Origin of the sequence: Streptomyces sp. NBC_00080 (genome assembly GCF_045041255.1) — a bacterium.
In the GTDB taxonomy this organism is placed as follows: domain Bacteria; phylum Actinomycetota; class Actinomycetes; order Streptomycetales; family Streptomycetaceae; genus Streptomyces; species Streptomyces coriariae.
Genome location: NZ_CP108235.1, coordinates 4,762,934 through 4,780,997, shown reverse-complemented (window position 1 = coordinate 4,780,997; position 18,064 = coordinate 4,762,934). Strand labels below are relative to the sequence as shown.

15 protein-coding genes and 2 tRNA genes are annotated in these 18,064 nt (G+C 69.6%); 13 read left to right on the top strand and 4 right to left on the bottom strand.

All coding sequences use genetic code 11. The annotated features are described in order from the left end of the window. Nucleotides 1–161: 161 nt before the first annotated feature. From gnd to OHU34_RS21370, 8 genes are all read left to right on the top strand, one after another. Nucleotides 162–1,037, top strand: a complete 876-nt coding sequence (gene gnd / locus OHU34_RS21405) for a phosphogluconate dehydrogenase (NAD(+)-dependent, decarboxylating) (protein WP_142265159.1) — start codon at nucleotides 162–164, stop codon at nucleotides 1,035–1,037. Between the two features lie 52 nt (nucleotides 1,038–1,089). After that, complete coding sequence (gene recF / locus OHU34_RS21400) at nucleotides 1,090–2,211, top strand: DNA replication/repair protein RecF (protein WP_020130642.1); 1,122 nt, start codon at nucleotides 1,090–1,092, stop codon at nucleotides 2,209–2,211. Further along, complete coding sequence (locus OHU34_RS21395; protein WP_142265161.1) at nucleotides 2,208–2,741, top strand: DUF721 domain-containing protein; 534 nt, start codon at nucleotides 2,208–2,210, stop codon at nucleotides 2,739–2,741. Before recF ends, OHU34_RS21395 begins: the two co-directional genes overlap by 4 nt. Before the next feature lie 374 nt (nucleotides 2,742–3,115). Beyond that, the gene (gene gyrB, locus OHU34_RS21390; protein WP_142265162.1) at nucleotides 3,116–5,200 is read left to right on the top strand and encodes a DNA topoisomerase (ATP-hydrolyzing) subunit B; all 2,085 of its coding nucleotides are present in this window, start codon (nucleotides 3,116–3,118) and stop codon (nucleotides 5,198–5,200) included. Nucleotides 5,201–5,242: 42 nt separating this feature from the next. After that, nucleotides 5,243–7,837, top strand: a complete 2,595-nt coding sequence (gene gyrA, locus OHU34_RS21385) for a DNA gyrase subunit A (protein ID WP_142265163.1) — start codon at nucleotides 5,243–5,245, stop codon at nucleotides 7,835–7,837. Between the two features lie 18 nt (nucleotides 7,838–7,855). Further along, nucleotides 7,856–8,647: a DUF3566 domain-containing protein gene (locus OHU34_RS21380; RefSeq protein WP_230195229.1), complete on the top strand. Its 792-nt coding sequence runs from the start codon at nucleotides 7,856–7,858 to the stop codon at nucleotides 8,645–8,647. Between the two features lie 123 nt (nucleotides 8,648–8,770). Further along, nucleotides 8,771–8,847 (top strand) — tRNA-Ile (locus OHU34_RS21375). Nucleotides 8,848–8,976: 129 nt separating this feature from the next. Continuing rightward, complete coding sequence (locus tag OHU34_RS21370) at nucleotides 8,977–9,330, top strand: VOC family protein (protein WP_142265177.1); 354 nt, start codon at nucleotides 8,977–8,979, stop codon at nucleotides 9,328–9,330. A gap of 143 nt (nucleotides 9,331–9,473) precedes the next feature. On the opposite strand, the gene OHU34_RS21365 is transcribed toward OHU34_RS21370, so the two are convergent. Then, nucleotides 9,474–9,839: a DUF6344 domain-containing protein gene (locus tag OHU34_RS21365; RefSeq protein WP_142265178.1), complete on the bottom strand. Its 366-nt coding sequence runs from the start codon at nucleotides 9,837–9,839 to the stop codon at nucleotides 9,474–9,476. Between the two features lie 349 nt (nucleotides 9,840–10,188). Here OHU34_RS21365 and OHU34_RS21360 point away from each other — a divergent pair, with 349 nt between their 5' ends. Together OHU34_RS21360 and OHU34_RS21355 are read left to right on the top strand one after the other, a co-directional pair. After that, complete coding sequence (locus tag OHU34_RS21360) at nucleotides 10,189–10,317, top strand: DLW-39 family protein (RefSeq protein ID WP_003999697.1); 129 nt, start codon at nucleotides 10,189–10,191, stop codon at nucleotides 10,315–10,317. 179 nt (nucleotides 10,318–10,496) lie between these two features. Then, nucleotides 10,497–11,915 (top strand): hypothetical protein, encoded by a 1,419-nt coding sequence (locus OHU34_RS21355; protein ID WP_405767850.1) that lies wholly within the window; start codon nucleotides 10,497–10,499, stop codon nucleotides 11,913–11,915. Here OHU34_RS21355 and OHU34_RS21350 read toward each other — a convergent pair. Then, a complete protein-coding gene (locus OHU34_RS21350) occupies nucleotides 11,879–14,122 on the bottom strand; it encodes a protein kinase domain-containing protein (RefSeq protein WP_405767849.1) in 2,244 nt (747 codons plus the stop codon). The two genes, OHU34_RS21355 and OHU34_RS21350, sit on opposite strands and share 37 nt — an antisense overlap. Before the next feature lie 166 nt (nucleotides 14,123–14,288). Beyond that, nucleotides 14,289–14,837 (bottom strand): DNA-binding protein, encoded by a 549-nt coding sequence (locus OHU34_RS21345; protein WP_020130633.1) that lies wholly within the window; start codon nucleotides 14,835–14,837, stop codon nucleotides 14,289–14,291. 180 nt (nucleotides 14,838–15,017) lie between these two features. Between OHU34_RS21345 and OHU34_RS21340 the strand changes: the two genes are divergently transcribed. Continuing rightward, nucleotides 15,018–15,090 (top strand) — tRNA-Ala (locus OHU34_RS21340). A gap of 80 nt (nucleotides 15,091–15,170) precedes the next feature. Here the strand turns inward: OHU34_RS21340 and OHU34_RS21335 are convergent. After that, nucleotides 15,171–15,875, bottom strand: coding sequence for a DUF5324 family protein (locus OHU34_RS21335; RefSeq protein WP_142265180.1), 705 nt, complete (start codon nucleotides 15,873–15,875; stop codon nucleotides 15,171–15,173). 332 nt (nucleotides 15,876–16,207) lie between these two features. On the opposite strand from OHU34_RS21335, the gene OHU34_RS21330 reads away from it, so the two are divergent. Further along, complete coding sequence (locus OHU34_RS21330; protein WP_020130631.1) at nucleotides 16,208–16,741, top strand: peptidylprolyl isomerase; 534 nt, start codon at nucleotides 16,208–16,210, stop codon at nucleotides 16,739–16,741. 156 nt (nucleotides 16,742–16,897) lie between these two features. Beyond that, on the top strand, nucleotides 16,898–17,788 hold the full coding sequence (locus OHU34_RS21325) for a rhomboid family intramembrane serine protease (RefSeq protein WP_020130630.1): 891 nt from the start codon (nucleotides 16,898–16,900) through the stop codon (nucleotides 17,786–17,788). Nucleotides 17,789–18,064: the final 276 nt, after the last annotated feature.

The window sequence follows — 18,064 nt, the reverse complement described above, 5'->3', positions numbered from 1 at the left end:
ACGACCGGGGCGGTCCCTGGGGAGAAGCCACCGGTGAATCCCCAGGTGGGGTCGTACGTCTGAGCGCGTATGCCCACAGGTGTGCGTGACCGTCCGGGTTTAGGCTCGGACATGGGTACGAAGGTGCCCCACACGCCACACAGCGACCTAAGGAACAACTGATGGATCTCGGTCTCGTCGGCCTCGGCAAGATGGGCGGCAACATGCGCGAGCGGATCCGCCGCGCCGGCCACACCGTCGTCGGATACGACCGCAACCCGGACCTCGCCGATGTCCACAGCCTCGAAGAGCTTGTGGGCAAGCTCAAGGGCCCGCGCGTGGTCTGGGTGATGGTCCCGGCAGGCGCGGCCACCCAGTCGACCGTCGACGAGCTCGCCGAGCTGCTGGAGCCGGGCGACGTCGTCGTGGACGGCGGCAACTCCCGCTGGACGGACGACGAGAAGCACGCCGGTGAACTGGCCGCCAAGGGCATCGGCTTCGTCGACTGCGGCGTCTCCGGCGGTGTCTGGGGCCTGGAGAACGGCTACGCGCTGATGTACGGCGGCGACGCCGAGCACGTGGCCAAGGTGCAGCCCGTCTTCGACGCGCTCAAGCCCGAGGGCGACTTCGGCGCGGTGCACGCCGGCAAGGTCGGCGCCGGCCACTTCGCGAAGATGGTCCACAACGGCATCGAGTACGCCATGATGCAGGCCTACGCCGAGGGCTGGGAGCTGCTGGAGAAGGTCGACTCCGTCACCGACGTGCGCGAGGTCTTCCGCTCCTGGCAGGAGGGCACGGTCATCCGGTCCTGGCTGCTCGACCTGGCCGTCAACGCCCTGGACGAGGACGAGCACCTCGACAGGCTGCGCGGCTTCGCGCAGGACTCCGGCGAGGGCCGTTGGACGGTGGAGGCCGCGATCGACAACGCCGTGCCGCTGCCCGCCATCACGGCCTCGCTGTTCGCGCGGTTCGCCTCCCGCCAGGAGGACTCGCCGCAGATGAAGATGATCGCGGCGCTGCGCAACCAGTTCGGCGGCCACGCGGTCGAGAAGAAGTAGTCCACAGGGTCGCTCCGCGATCCACAACCCTGGGGGAGGTCGGCGAACGACCATGCACGTCACGCATCTGTCGCTGGCCGACTTCCGCTCGTACGCCCGGGTCGAGGTTCCGCTCGACCCGGGCGTCACCTCGTTCGTGGGCCCCAACGGGCAGGGCAAGACGAACCTCGTCGAGGCCGTCGGCTACCTCGCCACCCTCGGCAGCCACCGGGTCGCCTCGGACGCGCCCCTGGTGCGCATGGGCGCCGACCGCGCGATCATCCGGGCGCAGATCCGGCAGGGCGAGCGGCAGCAACTGGTCGAACTGGAGCTGAACCCGGGCAAGGCCAACCGTGCCCGCATCAACAGGTCCTCGCAGGTCAGACCCCGTGATGTGCTGGGCATCGTACGGACCGTGCTGTTCGCGCCCGAGGACCTCGCGCTGATCAAGGGCGATCCCGGTGAGCGGCGCCGCTTCCTCGACGAGCTGATCACCGCGCGCTCCCCGCGGATGGCGGGCGTGCGCTCGGACTACGAGCGGGTCCTCAAGCAGCGCAACACGCTCCTCAAGTCGGCCGCGCTCGCCCGACGGCACGGCGGCCGCTCCATGGACCTGTCGACCCTCGACGTGTGGGACCAGCACCTCGCGCGCGTGGGCGCCGAGTTGCTCGCCCAGCGCCTCGACCTGGTCGCCGCGATCCAGCCGCTCGCCGACAAGGCCTACGAGCAGCTGGCGCCCGGCGGTGGTCCGGTGGCCCTGGAGTACAAGCCGTCCGCGCCCGGTGAGGCACACACGCGTGAGGATCTCTACGGGCAGCTGATGGCCGCGCTCGCGGACGTCCGCAAGCAGGAGATCGAGCGGGGCGTGACCCTGGTGGGCCCGCATCGGGACGACGTGATTCTCAAGCTGGGCCAGCTGCCGGCCAAGGGGTACGCCTCCCACGGCGAGTCCTGGTCGTACGCGCTGGCGCTGCGGCTGGCCTCGTACGACCTGCTGAGGGCCGAGGGCAATGAGCCGGTGCTGGTTCTGGACGACGTCTTCGCCGAGCTGGACGCCCGTCGGCGGGAACGGCTGGCCGAGCTGGTGGCGCCCGGTGAGCAGGTGCTGGTGACGGCGGCGGTCGACGACGACGTGCCGCATGTGCTCGCGGGGGCCAGGTACGCCGTGGCCGAGGGGACGGTGGAGCGCGTATGACCGCCGACGAGCCTCCGAAGCGGGCTCCCGAGCCGTCCGGCGTCGACCTCGCGCGGGTGGCGCTCAGGGCGGCCCGCGAGCAGGCACGCGCGCGTGGGGACGCGGCTCAGCAGAAGAAGCAGGCACGGCGTGGCGGCGGCTTGCGCTCCGGGGCGCGCGCGGACGGCCGCGATCCCATGGCGCTGGGCGCGGCGATCAACCGGCTGCTCAACGAGCGCGGGTGGGAGGCGCCGGCGGCGGTGGGCGGTGTGATGGGCCGGTGGCCGCAGATCGTCGGCGAGGACGTGGCGAAGCACTGCGTTCCGGAGAAGTACGACGAGGACGAGCGGGCGCTGATCGTGCGCTGTGACTCCACGGCCTGGGCGACGAACCTGCGGCTGCTCGCGCCGACTCTGGTCGCGCGCCTCAACGAGGATCTGGGGCACGGGACGGTGCGGCAGATCAAGGTGCTCGGTCCCAACGGCCCCGCACGCCGCTACGGCCCCCTCAGGGCCCCTGGGAGCACCGGTCCCGGCGATACCTACGGGTGACGTGCGTCACGCTTTTCGAGGCCGGGAGGGTCCTGCGGGAACCGCCCGGCCTTTGTTGCGTGTGCCCGCGTGCGGGTGCGAATCCGGACGTGACTCCCAAGTAGCCAAGGGTTGACACCCGGAAGCGCTGAGTGCCTCCGTGAGCCTCTTGGAGCCCCCTTCCGTATATCGGGACCCGGAAGAGACCGGTTGAGGGCGGCACATGCGGACTCAGGTACCGGCAAACCCCCATCAGTGTCAGTGCTACCGGTAGACTGGAAGCCAATCCCGCCCCGAACGTGGGGACCGCCCGGGAGAAGCTGAGCAACGCTGATCAAGGCTTACCAACGCAACATGCCGCAGCCGCTCCGGCAACCTGCCGACGAGCCTGGCTGGTGCTGTGCCAGAAAGGGCGCTTCGTGGCCGATTCCGGCAACCCCAACGAGAACATCCCGTCCACCGACGCCGGCGCGAGCGGCGGGGCAGCCGCCTCGACCAGCGAGGTCACCACCTCGTACGACGCCAGCGCCATTACCGTCCTCGAGGGTCTGGACGCGGTCCGTAAGCGACCCGGTATGTACATCGGCTCGACCGGCGAGCGCGGCCTGCACCACCTCGTGTACGAGGTCGTCGACAACTCGGTCGACGAGGCGCTGGCCGGCCACGCGGACACCATCGACGTGACGATCCTGGCCGACGGCGGCGTCCGCGTCATCGACAACGGCCGCGGTATCCCGGTGGGCATCGTCGCGTCCGAGGGCAAGCCGGCCCTCGAAGTCGTGCTCACCGTGCTGCACGCGGGCGGCAAGTTCGGCGGCGGCGGCTACGCGGTCTCCGGTGGTCTGCACGGCGTCGGCGTCTCGGTCGTGAACGCCCTGTCGAGCAAGGTCGCGGTCGAGGTCAAGACCGACGGCCACCGCCACACGCAGGACTACAAGATGGGCGTCCCGACGGCCCCCCTCGTCAAGCACGAGGCCACGGACGAGACGGGCACGTCGGTCACCTTCTGGGCCGACGCCGACATCTTCGAGACCACGGAGTACTCCTTCGAGACGCTCTCGCGGCGTTTCCAGGAGATGGCGTTCCTCAACAAGGGTCTGACCATCAAGCTCACCGACGAGCGCGAGTCGGCGAAGGCCACCGCCGGTGCGGACGAGGCGGGTGCGGACGAGAAGGACGAGGTCAAGACCGTCACGTACCACTACGAGGGCGGCATCGTCGACTTCGTGAAGTACCTCAACTCCCGCAAGGGCGAGGTGGTGCACCCGACGGTGATCGACCTCGAGGCGGAGGACAAGGAGAAGAGCCTCTCCCTCGAAGTCGCCATGCAGTGGAACAGCGGTTACAGCGAGGGCGTGTACTCCTTCGCCAACATCATCCACACGCATGAGGGCGGCACCCACGAGGAGGGCTTCCGCTCGGCGCTGACGAACCTGGTCAACAAGTACGCGCGGGACAAGAAGCTGCTGCGCGAGAAGGACGACAACCTCACGGGTGACGACATCCGCGAGGGTCTGACGGCGATCATCTCGGTCAAGCTGAGCGAGCCGCAGTTCGAGGGCCAGACGAAGACCAAGCTGGGCAACACGGAGGCGAAGACCTTCGTCCAGAAGGCGGTCTACGAGCACCTCAACGACTGGCTGGACCGCAACCCGGTGGAGGCGGCGGACATCGTCCGCAAGGGCATCCAGGCGGCCACCGCGCGCGTGGCGGCCCGCAAGGCCCGCGACCTGACCCGCCGCAAGGGTCTGCTGGAGTCGGCGTCCCTGCCGGGCAAGCTCTCCGACTGCCAGTCGAACGACCCCATCAAGTGCGAGATCTTCATCGTCGAGGGTGACTCCGCCGGCGGTTCGGCCAAGTCCGGCCGCAATCCGCAGTACCAGGCGATCCTCCCGATCCGGGGCAAGATCCTCAACGTCGAGAAGGCGCGGATCGACAAGATCCTCCAGAACCAGGAGATCCAGGCGCTGATCTCCGCCTTCGGTACCGGTGTGCACGAGGACTTCGACATCTCCAAGCTCCGCTATCACAAGATCATCCTGATGGCGGACGCCGACGTCGACGGCCAGCACATCAACACCCTGCTGCTGACCTTCCTGTTCCGCTTCATGCGGCCGCTGGTCGAGGCCGGGCACGTGTTCCTCTCCCGCCCCCCGCTGTACAAGATCAAGTGGGGCCGGGAGGACATCGAGTACGCGTACTCCGACCGGGAGCGCGACGCGCTGCTCGAGATGGGCCGCCAGCGCGGCAAGCGCGTGCGCGAGGACTCGATCCAGCGCTTCAAGGGCCTCGGTGAGATGAACGCCGAGGAACTGCGCATCACGACCATGGACCAGGAGCACCGCGTCCTCGGCCAGGTCACCCTCGACGACGCCGCCCAGGCCGACGACCTGTTCTCGGTCCTGATGGGCGAGGACGTCGAAGCGCGTCGCGCGTTCATCCAGCGCAACGCCAAGGACGTCCGGTTCCTCGACATCTGAGTCGGTCTCAGCTGACCGCACCAGAAAGGATTCTCACCAGCAATGACCGACGAGAACACTCCCGTCACCCCTGAAGAGGGCGGCGATGTCGTGATGCGCATCGAGCCCGTCGGGCTCGAGACGGAAATGCAGCGCTCTTACCTCGATTACGCGATGTCCGTCATCGTCTCCCGCGCGCTGCCGGACGTCCGGGACGGCCTCAAGCCCGTCCACCGCCGCGTCCTGTACGCCATGTACGACGGCGGCTACCGGCCCGAGAAGGGCTTCTACAAGTGCGCCCGCGTCGTCGGCGACGTCATGGGCAACTACCACCCGCACGGCGACTCCTCGATCTACGACGCGCTGGTCCGCCTCGCGCAGCCGTGGTCGATGCGGATGCCGCTGGTGGACTCCAACGGCAACTTCGGCTCTCCCGGCAACGACCCGGCGGCCGCCATGCGGTACACCGAGTGCAAGATGATGCCGCTGTCCATGGAGATGGTCCGCGACATCGACGAGGAGACCGTCGACTTCACGGACAACTACGACGGCCGCTCCCAGGAGCCGACCGTCCTGCCGGCCCGTTTCCCGAACCTGCTGATCAACGGTTCGGCCGGTATCGCGGTCGGCATGGCGACCAACATCCCGCCGCACAACCTGCGCGAGGTCGCGTCCGGCGCCCAGTGGTACCTGGAGAACCCCGAGGCCTCGCACGAGGAGCTCCTCGACGCCCTCATCGAGCGCATCAAGGGCCCCGACTTCCCGACCGGCGCGCTCGTCGTCGGCCGCAAGGGCATCGAGGAGGCGTACCGCACGGGACGTGGCTCCATCACGATGCGCGCGGTCGTCGAGGTCGAGGAGATCCAGAACCGCCAGTGCCTGGTGGTCACGGAGCTGCCGTACCAGACCAACCCCGACAACCTCGCGCAGAAGATCGCCGACCTGGTGAAGGACGGCAAGGTCGGCGGTATCGCGGACGTCCGTGACGAGACGTCGTCCCGTACGGGCCAGCGCCTGGTCATCGTCCTGAAGCGGGACGCGGTCGCCAAGGTCGTCCTCAACAACCTGTACAAGCACACGGACCTCCAGTCGAACTTCGGCGCCAACATGCTGGCCCTGGTCGACGGTGTGCCGCGCACGCTCTCGCTGGACGCGTTCATCCGCCACTGGGTGGCGCACCAGATCGAGGTCATCGTCCGCCGTACGCGCTTCCGGCTGCGCAAGGCGGAGGAGCGGGCGCACATCCTGCGCGGCCTGTTGAAGGCCCTGGACGCCATCGACGAGGTCATCGCGCTGATCCGGCGCAGCGACACCGTCGACATCGCGCGCACGGGCCTGATGGCGCTGCTGGAGATCGACGAGATCCAGGCCAACGCCATCCTCGAGATGCAGCTGCGTCGGCTGGCCGCCCTGGAGCGTCAGAAGATCATCCAGGAGCACGACGAACTCCAGGCGAAGATCACCGAGTACAACGCGATCCTGGCCTCGCCGGTCCGCCAGCGCGGCATCGTGAGCGAGGAACTGGCCGCGATCGTCGAGAAGTTCGGCGACGACCGCAAGACGATGCTGGTGCCCTACGACGGTGACATGTCCATCGAGGACCTGATCGCCGAGGAGGACATCGTCGTCACCATCTCGCGCGGTGGCTACGTCAAGCGCACGAAGACGGACGACTACCGCTCCCAGAAGCGCGGCGGCAAGGGTGTGCGCGGGGCGAAGCTCAAGGAAGACGACATCGTCGACCACTTCTTCGTCTCCACCACGCACCACTGGCTGCTGTTCTTCACCAACAAGGGCCGGGTGTACCGGGCGAAGGCGTACGAGCTGCCCGACGCCGGTCGTGACGCGCGGGGACAGCACGTCGCGAACCTGCTGGCCTTCCAGCCGGACGAGGCGATCGCCGAGATCCTCGCGATCCGCGACTACGAGGCGGCGCCCTACCTGGTCCTGGCGACCAAGGGCGGCCTGGTCAAGAAGACGCCTCTGAAGGATTACGATTCGCCGCGTGCCGGTGGTGTCATCGCGATCAACCTCCGTGAGACGGAGGACGGTTCCGACGACGAACTGATCGGAGCCGAACTCGTCTCGGCCGACGACGATCTGCTTCTGATCAGCAAGAAGGCGCAGTCGATCCGCTTCACCGCCACGGACGAATCCCTGCGGCCCATGGGCCGTGCCACCTCGGGTGTCAAGGGCATGAGCTTCCGTGAGGGAGACCAGCTGCTCTCGATGAATGTTGTTCGACCCGGTACGTTCGTGTTCACTGCCACAGACGGTGGGTACGCGAAGCGGACCGCCGTCGACGAGTACCGCGTCCAGGGTCGCGGCGGCCTGGGTATCAAGGCTGCCAAGATCGTCGAGGACCGTGGTTCGCTCGTCGGCGCGCTGGTGGTCGAGGAGACCGACGAGATCCTCGCCATCACGCTGTCCGGCGGTGTGATTCGTACGCGAGTCAACGAGATCAGGGAGACGGGCCGTGACACCATGGGCGTCCAACTGATCAACCTGGGCAAGCGCGATGCCGTCGTCGGCATCGCACGTAACGCCGAGGCGGGGCGCGAGGCGGAGGAGGTCGACGGCGAGGTCGCCGTGGACGAGACCGTCGAGGCTGCCACGACCACCGGCACGGACGAGGGTGAGTCGCCCTCGTCCGAGTAGCACGAGGAGAGAGTCATCGTGAGCGGAGCCACGGGCGCCGGTACGTCTGCCGGTACGGGAAAGAACGGCGGCGGCCGTGGCTCCGCCGCGCCGGCGGGGGACGCGCGTACGACCGACGCGCGGGGCGCGGGGGGTGCCGAGGGGCGTGTGGCGGACACCCACACGACCCAGTTGAAGGCCATCAAGCCCCCTGCGGCCGACTCGCCCTCACCCTCGACCGACACGCAAGGATCGAAGGGATCCCAGGGGGGAACCGTGACGGACACCAGAGGCACGCAGGCCAAGCAGGAGGCATCGCCGCTCCCCGGTGACCGGCAGCCGCCGCAGCAGCCCGCCGGGCCCTACCACCCGCCGCAGGCCTACCCGACCCAGGCGCCCGCGGCGCCGGCCGCGACCGGCGCCGTACGGCGTCCGCGGACCGGCGCCCGCACCACGCCCCGGGTGCGCAAGGCGCGGCTGCGGGTGTCGAAGGCAGACCCCTGGTCGGTGATGAAGGTCAGCTTCCTGCTCTCCATCGCCCTGGGCATCTGCACGATCGTCGCGGCCGCCGTCCTGTGGATGGTCATGGACGCGATGGGTGTCTTCTCGACGGTCGGCAGCACGGTCTCGGAGGCGACCGGCTCGAACGAGTCGAACGGCTTCGACCTCCAGTCGTTCCTGTCGCTGTCCCACGTCCTGATGTTCACGTCGATCATCGCGGTCATCGACGTCGTCCTCGCGACGGCGCTCGCGACGCTCGGCGCGTTCATCTACAACCTGTCCGCAGGCTTCGTCGGCGGCGTCGAGCTGACGCTGGCCGAGGACGAGTGACCTCTGCCGTCGTAGCGGTTCCAAACCCTGCCGGGCCTCCCGCGACTATCGATTTTGGGACTGCCCGCGTCGTGCGCTAATCTTCAGGAGTCAGCGCGCGGGACACACACCGCAGAGCGCGGCGGGGCTATAGCTCAGTTGGTTAGAGCGCATCCCTGATAAGGATGAGGCCACAGGTTCAAATCCTGTTAGCCCCACCAGACACGAAGGCCCCCAGCCGATCATGGTTGGGGGCCTTCGGCGTGCACGGGCGGCATCAACGGCCGTGCACGGCTGGTGTCGGTCCATGAGCTTGTCCTCCGGGTTCCGGTAGCCCCTGGGCTCGGCGGATGACCTTGGAATGGGAACAGGTAATCGTTCACTCGGCGGATCCGGGTGCCCTGGGGCAGTGGTGGGCCGAGGCTCTCGGTCGGGTCGTGGTCCACTCCTCCGACGACGAGTTCGAGATCCGCCGGGAGCCGGACCGACTGCCGGGGTTGGAATTCGTCCGGCTCGAGGAGAGCAAGCAGGGCAAGAGCCGGCTGCATCTCGACTTCAGGCCCGATGACCAGGACGCCGAGGTGGCTCGCCTCGAGGCTCATGGCGCGAAGCGTGTCGACATCGGCCAGGGTGACCGGTCGTGGGTCGTCATGGCGAACCCCGAGGGCAACGAGTTCTGTGTCCTCGGCCCACGGCGCGGGTGAGAACCGCTGACCAGGGACGAGTGAGTGCCGTGGGGGCACGGCGAAGGCCCGGTGGCTCCTGGGGAGCTGCCGGGCCTGCTCGTGCGGGCTGTACGCAAGTTCGCCGTTACGTCGGGGGAGGCGGCACGTGGCGTGCCGGAGGCTCAGCGCTGCAGCGGGGTGGCCGGCTCGGCCGGGTCCGCGGAGTCGCAGGAGGCCGCGGTGTGCTCGGCCGCTTCCGTGTCCGGCAGGCCGCGGTGGCGGCAGCTGGGTGACTTGCCGTGTGCCTCGGCGCGGATGCGCTGCTTCATCGTGGGGGGCAGGGAGCGGGCTTGGGCCCAGACCCAGGGAGCCGCGACCGTCGGCCACGCCGTCGTGTCCGTGGTGGTCACGCTCTCGCTGCTGCGCGTCGGCGCGGTCTGCGCCGCCGCCGTGGTCGCGGTCGTCGTGATGAGTCCGAGCGCCGTGCACAGCGCGAGGAAGGCGGTGACGATGGCGGTCCACAGCTTCATGACCCGGTTCTCGGGCATGGCCCCTCACTTTCGGGTTGGGCGATTTGCGTACTTTCCTCATGATGTGTAGGGAGGGCGCGAAGTGGTGGACCGACGCTCGTGGCGTGGCGTTGTTCTGATGAACACCACCCGGATGGCCGCAAAGGACTACAAAAGCGGAGAAGTGAGGATCACATGGGATGAGGACGGACAAAAATCACCGTCCGTACGGATGTGATCACCCTCCGATCGGAGTGGTGTGATCCGCTCCTACTGCGCTGCCGAGGGCGGGAGTTGAGGGGCGGACGCAGGTCACCGATCGGTATCGGTCGGTGTGTATAGTCGGGCGCCAGAGGTCCCCTACGTCAAGGAAAGACGAGGTCGCGCGGTGAAGAAGCTTCTCCTGGTCGCACTGGCCGCCATCGGCGGGCTCCTCGTGTACCGCCAGATCCAGGCGGATCGCGCCGAGCAGGATCTGTGGACGGAGGCGACTGACTCCGTGCCCACGGGTTCGTGAGTATCGATACCGAAGACTGAACAGACCCCGGCCGCTCGCGGTCGGGGTTTTGTGTTGCGGATCCCCCGGCCCCCGGTTAGAGGCGGGCTTTTCGGACGCTCGTACGGAATGCGGGGGTGGCACGCGCGCGTGCGGGGGAGGATGGCCCACGTTCGGTCGAAGGCGAGGGGGCGGGGTCGATGGGCCGGCGTACGGGGCGTGGAGCGGCCGTGTGGCGGGCCGTCGTGCGGAGCGCGGTCGTAGGAGCGGTGCTCTGCGTGGCGTCGGCGGTGCTGCCCGGACGGGTCGCCCTGGCCGCGCCGGACGTGCCGTCGTACGCCTTCGCCGACGACGTCCGCAGCGCCCCCGCGACGACCGGCACCACCGGCGCCGCCCGGCTGGAACCCGGCGCGACGTACCGGAGCTCCCTCCGGGGCGAGGACAAGGCCTACTACCGCCTCGAACTCGACGGCATCTCGGACGTGTACGTCTCCGTCACGGCGATCCCGCGCGCGGGAGCCACCCTCTCCGCCGGGGACGGGATCAGCGTCTCCGTACAGGACGCCGACAGCGTCACGTGCTCCTCCGACTCCGTGACCGTCGGGACCGCCGTGAGCCCCCAGCCGCTCACCGCCTGGGGAGCGCGCGAACTCCTGCCGGGCAAGGGGCTGTGCCGGAAGGCCGGTACGTACTACGTCGTCGTCGAGCGCACCGGCACCGGCAGTAGCACCGGCACTGGCAACGGCACCGGTAGTGGCGAGGAGGACACGGACCTCTCCGACGGCCGGACCTGGGACCTGGAGCTCGCGCCCGTCTCCGAAGCGCCCCTGGCGAAGGCGGCCGCCACGCGCGTACCCGAGGTGTGGGACTCGTCCACGCCCACGCCACCCGTCGACGAGCCGGTCTCCGTCCGGGGCGGGGCAGGCTTCGCCGAGGCGGCCGCGGTGGAGCAGGGCGTCCGCAGCGACGAGATCGTGCCCGGGCAGACGCTCTTCTACAAGGTGCCCGTCGACTGGGGGCAGCAGCTGTCCGCCACCGTCGACCTGGGCGGCGCGGAGAAGAACTCCGCGTATGTGGTCGACGCCCTGGAGATGACGCTCTACAACCCGGTGCGCGCCTCGGTCAAGGACACGGGCATCGGTTACGGCGGCAGCCAGAAGTCGGCCTCGCTGCCCCCGGTACCGCCGGTCGGATACGCCAATCGGTACGCCCCCACCGACCCGACGAAGTCCCTGCGGTTCGCCGGGTCGTACTACCTGGTGGTGCACCTCGCCGCGCAGGTCGCCGATCGTTTCGGAGAGGGGCCGTACGGGCTGACCCTGCGCGTCCGGCTCGGCGGCAGCGCCCAGGCCGGTCCGGGGTACGCGCGGCAGTCGGTGCCGCGCGGGTTCTTCGACGTCGGCGCGCCGGACCCCGTGCCCTCGGGGGGCGGCAGCTTGGCGGGCGCCGACGCGTCGGGTGACGGAGCGTCGGGCGGCGATCCCGCGATGAAGGCGGTCGCCGTGGGCGGCATCGGCACCGGAAGCCTGCTGCTGATGGTGCTCGGCGTGTGGACGCTGACCGCCCGGCGCCGGGCGGCGGCTCAGATGCGCGTCAACGCCCAGAACCCCACGGCGTAGCAGGCCAGCGCGAGGAACAGCAACGGCAGCGCGACCCTGGCAGGCGGACCGGGACGCTCACGGCGGGCGGCACGATGCCCTCGGCGTCGGCCGTGCGGCGAGACGACCTGCGGCGAAGACGGGACCTGCGGGGCTCGTGCGGCGTGAGGGTCGTGCGCGGTGTAGGAGGCGGTGGACACCTCACCTTGCTGCCCGCGGGTGGGCAACACGAAGGTGGGCTCGTACGGGGGCGCGGCCATGGGGCCGGGCGTCGGCGCGTAGGCGGGAGGATACGGAGTGGAGGGCTCCGGTGCTCCGGGTTCGGTGAAGGAGCCGGCCGCCGGTTGCGGGGGCGGCAGGTGAAAGCTGCCCGTGTCCGACATGGAGGGAGCGGGCGCGGGATCGGGGGTGGAGGAGACCGACCGCGGCGTCGGGCGCGTGGGCCGACGCGGATCGGTAGGCGTCGAATCCGCTTGCTGCCGTGGGTCGTTCGGCGCGGAGCCCGGCGCACGGCCTGGCGCAGACGGTACGGATCCCCCGCCCGACCACGCAGACCCGGCACCGCTGCTGGTTCCCACGCCGCCGCCGACACCCGACCCTGTGCCGGTACCCGTACCCGTACCCGTGCCCGTGCCTCGGAGGGCGGGATCAGGCGCTCCGTCCGGCCGGGAGGGCAGGCCGCCTGTGCCCGGAGGGGCAGGAGCGGCGGGCCCCGCTTGACCGGAGGGGAGAGATCCGATGCCCGCCGGGTCTGTACCGGGGGCCACTCCCGGACGGGCGGGCAGCGAACCGATGCCTCGGCCGGCCGGCCGGGGCACGCCGTCCGGCAGACCCGGACCGGCCGCGGCGCCGAGGCCGGACGACTCGGGTGGGGTAACCGAGCGGCCTGGGTCAGGCGTGGCGGCCGAGCCACCGGGACCGGGTGCGGTGTGCGGGCGGCTCGGATCGGGAGCGGCCCCCGAGCCACCGGGGCCGGGAGCGGCGTCCAGGGCGCCTGGATCGGAAGCGTGGCCCGGGGCGCCTGGACCGGGAGCGGCGTCCAGGGCGCCTGGATCGGAAGCGTGACCCAGGCCTCCCGGATCAGGAGCGTGACCGCGGCTGCCCGGGCTGGAAGCGTCACCCAGGCCACCCGGATCGGAAGCGTCATCCAGGCCGCCCCGACCGGGAGCGTCACCCGGACCTCCCCGCTCAGGCGCGGTGCTCGGACGGCCCGTATCGGAGGTGGTGCCCGGGCGGCCCGGGTCGGGTGTGGTGTGTGGCCAACTCTGTTCGGGTGGGGTGTGCGGGCTGCCCTGTTGGAGGGTGGTGTTCGGGCGGGAGGCCGGGGAGTTGGAGGGCCTTGGTCGTCTTGGTGGGCCTTGGGGGCCGAACCCCGTGGGCAGCGGGCCGAGTTGGTCGAAGATCTCGATCAGCTCGTCGTCCGGGCCTGGCTCGGGCAGCAGCTCGACGGCCGCCGCGAGCGCCTTGCGCGCCCCCGTGGCCGTACGGAAGCGGGCCTGCGGGTCCGGCTGGAGCAGGGTCGCGACCACCTGCCACAGCGGCTCGGGAACACTCTTGGGGGCGCCCGGAGTTCCGTGCTCCGCGAAGTACTGGACGAGGGCCTTGGCGTCCGGCTTGGCGCCCTCCAGCAGATACAGCGCGACCAGTCCGACGGCGAACAGGTCGGCGGGGAAGTCCGGTTCGGCGCCCATCATCTGCTCGGGCGCGAGGTAACCGGGCGTCCCGACCACGAGGTTGGTCTCGGTCAGCCGTGGCTCGCCCAGCCGCATCGCGATGCCGAAGTCGGAGAGCCTGAGACGAGGCCGGGCCGTACCGGTGGCCTCCAGCAGGATGTTGGCGGGTTTGATGTCGCGGTGCACGACACCCTCCGCGTGGACCGCGGTGAGCCCGGAGAGCAACTGGTCGAGCAGCGTGCACACGAAGACCGGGGGCAGCGGGCCGTAGTCGCCGACGAGATGGACCAGCGAACCGCCGGCCACCAGATCCATGGTGAACAGGACCTTGTCGTCGTCGGCGGCCCAGCTGGCGGGCGCGAGCACATGGGGGTGGTCGATCCGCAGCGCCTGCTCGCGGACGAAGCGCAGCAGCGCGTGCGCGTCTCTCTGTTGCAGCACTTTGGCGGCCACGTAGCGGCGGCGGCGGTGGTCCCAGGCACGCCAGACCGCACCGACCCCTCCGCGACCGATCGGGTCGGCCAGTTCGTACCGTCCGGCGAAGACCTCACCCATGGCTGTGCGACGCTCCTCCCCCTGGTCCCGCTCGGGTCTCCCCCTCTGCCCCTCTGTTTCCCCCGCGACGAGCGATACGACCCCCGTGTGCCCCGCTGCGTACTGATACCCCCCGAGCTGCCGACTGCCCGGCTGCCGAACCCCCTTCGGCGACCGGGCCGAGGGCTCAGTTCTGGTGGGACTGGTAGTGCGTGACCGCGTCCGAGGTACGGCCGGCGCCGTACACCCGAAGGAACTCTGCCAGTTCCGGGTGGGTCGGGGCGAGGGTGTCGGCGGCGTCGATGATGTCGCCGGCGGCGGCCACCGAGCGCAGCAGGGACTGGATCTCGCGGACGACCCGCTTGACCGTGGGCGCTCCCGAACCGCTCGTCGTCTGTGTGGTGTTGCTGAGCACCGAGCCCCCCTGGGACCGCTTGATCTCGTCCATGCGCTCGGTCGCCTCGGCGGCGCTGACGCTGCCGTCCGCGACCTGTGCCGCCAACTCCTGGAGCAGCTGCACCCGCTGCACCACGGCCGGGTTGCCGATCTTCGCCCGCTGACCGCTCATCAGCTGCGACAGCATCGGCGCCGAGAGTCCCAGTACCCCAGCGAGACGAGCCTGGTTGAGGCCAAGATCGTCGATGAGCTTACGGAAGAGCGCCCCCAGCGGCTCTCCGTACCAGTTCCGCTGAAGTTCCCGCGCTCTCGCGGTCGCTTCCTGCTGTGCGGCGTCCATTGCGTCTCCCCATCGCTTCCCCAGAAACCGCGGTTCGCTGTAGCGAACCGCGTCCGAGCATCTTACGGAGAGTGGTCATCCGCGGGGACCCCCAATCTTTTTGCGAGATACCCCGGGTGACCCGGTACTCTGGTCTGCGGCGCCCGCCGGTACGAGGTTTTCCGGCCGGACGTCTCTTGCGGGGCCTTAGCTCAGTTGGTAGAGCGCTGTCTTTGCATGGCAGATGTCAGGGGTTCGACTCCCCTAGGCTCCACTGAAAAGACCCCGCCCACCTGCGTTTTTGCAGGTGGGCGGGGTCTTTTTTCGGTGTGGTGGAGGCGTGCCGTCGGCCGCTCAGCTGCGGTCGTCGCGGTTCGCGGCCTCCTCCTCGGCCTCCTTGGCCTGTACCTCGGCGTCGAGGACCGACGGGTCGCCGCTGCCGTCCACCGAGGTCAGGCCGCCCGAGACGGGTACCTCAGTGGCCGCCGGCGGCTCGACCAGCCAGTCCGGGTTGGCCTGCTTGTCCCACCACTTCCAGGCCGCGTAGGCACCGCCGGCGACGGCACCGAGGACGATCAGCGCCTTGGCGAGCTTGCCCGCCTTGGCCCGCCGCCGGTGCTTGCGCGTCAGCTTCTCGATCTCCTTCGGCGTCACCTGGCCGCGCAGAGCGGCCAGCGCGGCGACGCCTCGGGCGGCGGCCTCGTCCTTCACGGGGCCGGCCGCGGCCACGGCCTGTTCGATCCTCGGCCGGGAGTAGTCGGCGGCCTGTCGTGCGACCAGCCGGGTGCGGGCGGCCGCTTCCTGCGCGGCCAGGTCCACCTTCGGCGGGACATGGGTCTTCGCCTGTTCCAGACGCGGGGCGACGTGGGCGTCGTACTGCACGCGGGCCTGTTCTGCGGCCAGCGACACCTTGGGCGCGAGCCGTACACGGGCCTCATGCGCGTAGAGCGCGGCCCGTTCCTTGGCCGTGTCGGCGTAGGGCGCCACCACTTCCGCGGCGTGCAGCACGCTGTCCTTCGCCGAGCCGGTCGCGGCGCGCACGCTGTCGATGCGGGTCACGGGTTCCTCCTCCTCGGTGGCGTACGGTATTTCGACTTTCCACCCTTTTACGGATCATGCCTGTCAATGGCCGTCCCGGCACGCGTGGACGGGCATACGGGTGCTGATCACCTGCGATAGGGGACGGATCGGGGGCAACGGCAATAGAGGGTCGGCAGGGCGACAAAACCGACGATGCCACGGATCGGCGCCGCCCGCTCCCGTCCCGGACGGGTCGGATGCTGTTGTGTACCCGAACCGCCGGTTCTGATGCCGGAACGGGCCGTCGGGCGATGCCTGAGCCGGACCGTGCGAGGATCTGTGGGTCACAGAGAGACAACGGAAGGCAGACCGTGGCCGAGCACCTGTACGCCACCCTGAAGACCAACCACGGCGACATCGAGATCCGGCTCTACCCGGACCACGCCCCGAAGACGGTCAAGAACTTCGTCGACCTCGCGACCGGCGAGCGTGAGTGGGTCAACCCGGAGACCGGCGTGCGGTCCAAGGACAAGCTGTACGACGGCACGGTCTTCCACCGCGTGATCAGCGGGTTCATGATCCAGGGCGGCGACCCGCTGGGCAACGGGACCGGCGGTCCCGGCTACCAGTTCGAGGACGAGTTCCACCCGGACCTGCGCTTCGACAGGCCCTACCTGCTGGCCATGGCGAACGCCGGGCCGGCGACCAACGGCTCGCAGTTCTTCATCACCGTCTCCCCGACGGCCTGGCTGACCCGCAAGCACACCATCTTCGGCGAGGTCGTCGACCCGGCCGGCCAGAAGGTGGTGGACGCCATCGCGACCGCCCAGACCAACCCGCGCACCGACCGTCCGCTGAAGGACGTCGTCATCGAGTCGGTCGTCGTCGAGAGCCGCAAGAGCTGAGGCGACGCACGGCACACCGTCGGGGGCCACCGGCGCCCCGTCGGGAACCAAACGCCCTGCTCGTCCGTAAGGATGTGCAGGGCGGTTCCTTTCCGACTCCGCCGACTGCTCCGATACTCGACCACGACAACGCGGACGACTCACCTGGGGGAGCCCATGGACCAGGCGCCTGGCAGCCGGCAGGACGACGCGCAGAGCGGCCTGCCCGTCTGCTACCGGCACCCCGACCGGGAGACCGGCATTCGCTGCACCCGCTGCGAGCGCCCGATCTGCCCGGAGTGCATGGTCAGCGCCTCCGTCGGTTTCCAGTGCCCCACCTGCGTCCGCGAGGGCTCCGGCACGGGGCACGCGCCCGGTGCCTCGCAACCCCGCACCCTGGCGGGAGGCGTCGTCACCGCCGACCCCCGTCTGCTCACCAAGATCCTCATCGGGATCAACGTGGCGGTGTTCCTCGCCGTGCAGGTGCGGTCCTCGTTGCTGGACAGCCTGGTGCTGATCGGCCAGTGGCCGCCGGCCCCCTTCAACCCGACGGAGGGCGTGGCCGAGGGCGAGTGGTACCGCATGGTCACCTCGATGTTCACGCACGAGGCTCCCTGGCACCTCGCCTTCAACATGCTGGGCCTGTGGTGGCTCGGCGGCCCGCTGGAACAGGCGCTCGGCCGGGCCCGTTATCTGTCGCTCTACCTGGTGTCCGGTCTCGCGGGCAGCGCCCTGAGCTATCTGCTCGCCTCGCCGGGCACCGCGATGCTGGGCGCCTCCGGCGCGATCTTCGGTCTGTTCGGCGCGACGGCCGTCCTCATGCGCCGGCTGCGGCAGGACATGCGGCCGATCATCGCCCTGCTGGTGATCAACCTGGTCATCACCTTCGGGTGGAGCGGTATCTCCTGGCAGGCGCACATCGGCGGTCTGGTCGCCGGTGTCGTGATGGGGATCGGCATGGTCCACGCCCCCCGCGAGCGCCGGGCCCTCGTCCAGTTCGGGACCTGCGCGTTGATGCTGGCCGTCGTCGTGGTGGTGACGCTCCTGAGGACCGTCCAGCTCACCTGAGCGCACTGTTGTCCACAGTCTGTGTCGAATCTTGTGCACAACGTGCGGGAACAGCTGCGCCCCCTGCCCTCGACCTGCGTTTGCACAGGTCAGACAGGGGGCGAACACTCTTTCGAGTGAGGGGGACAGCCGGTAGTTACGTCACACCGGCGTCAACCTTCGATGAGTTATCCACAGATCGTCTTTCTTTTCCCCATGTGGAAAACTGCTGTGGATAACTCAGGGGATAGCCGTGGGCAGAGCTAATCGCCCCGCGCCGGCCCCGCTGCTGCCACC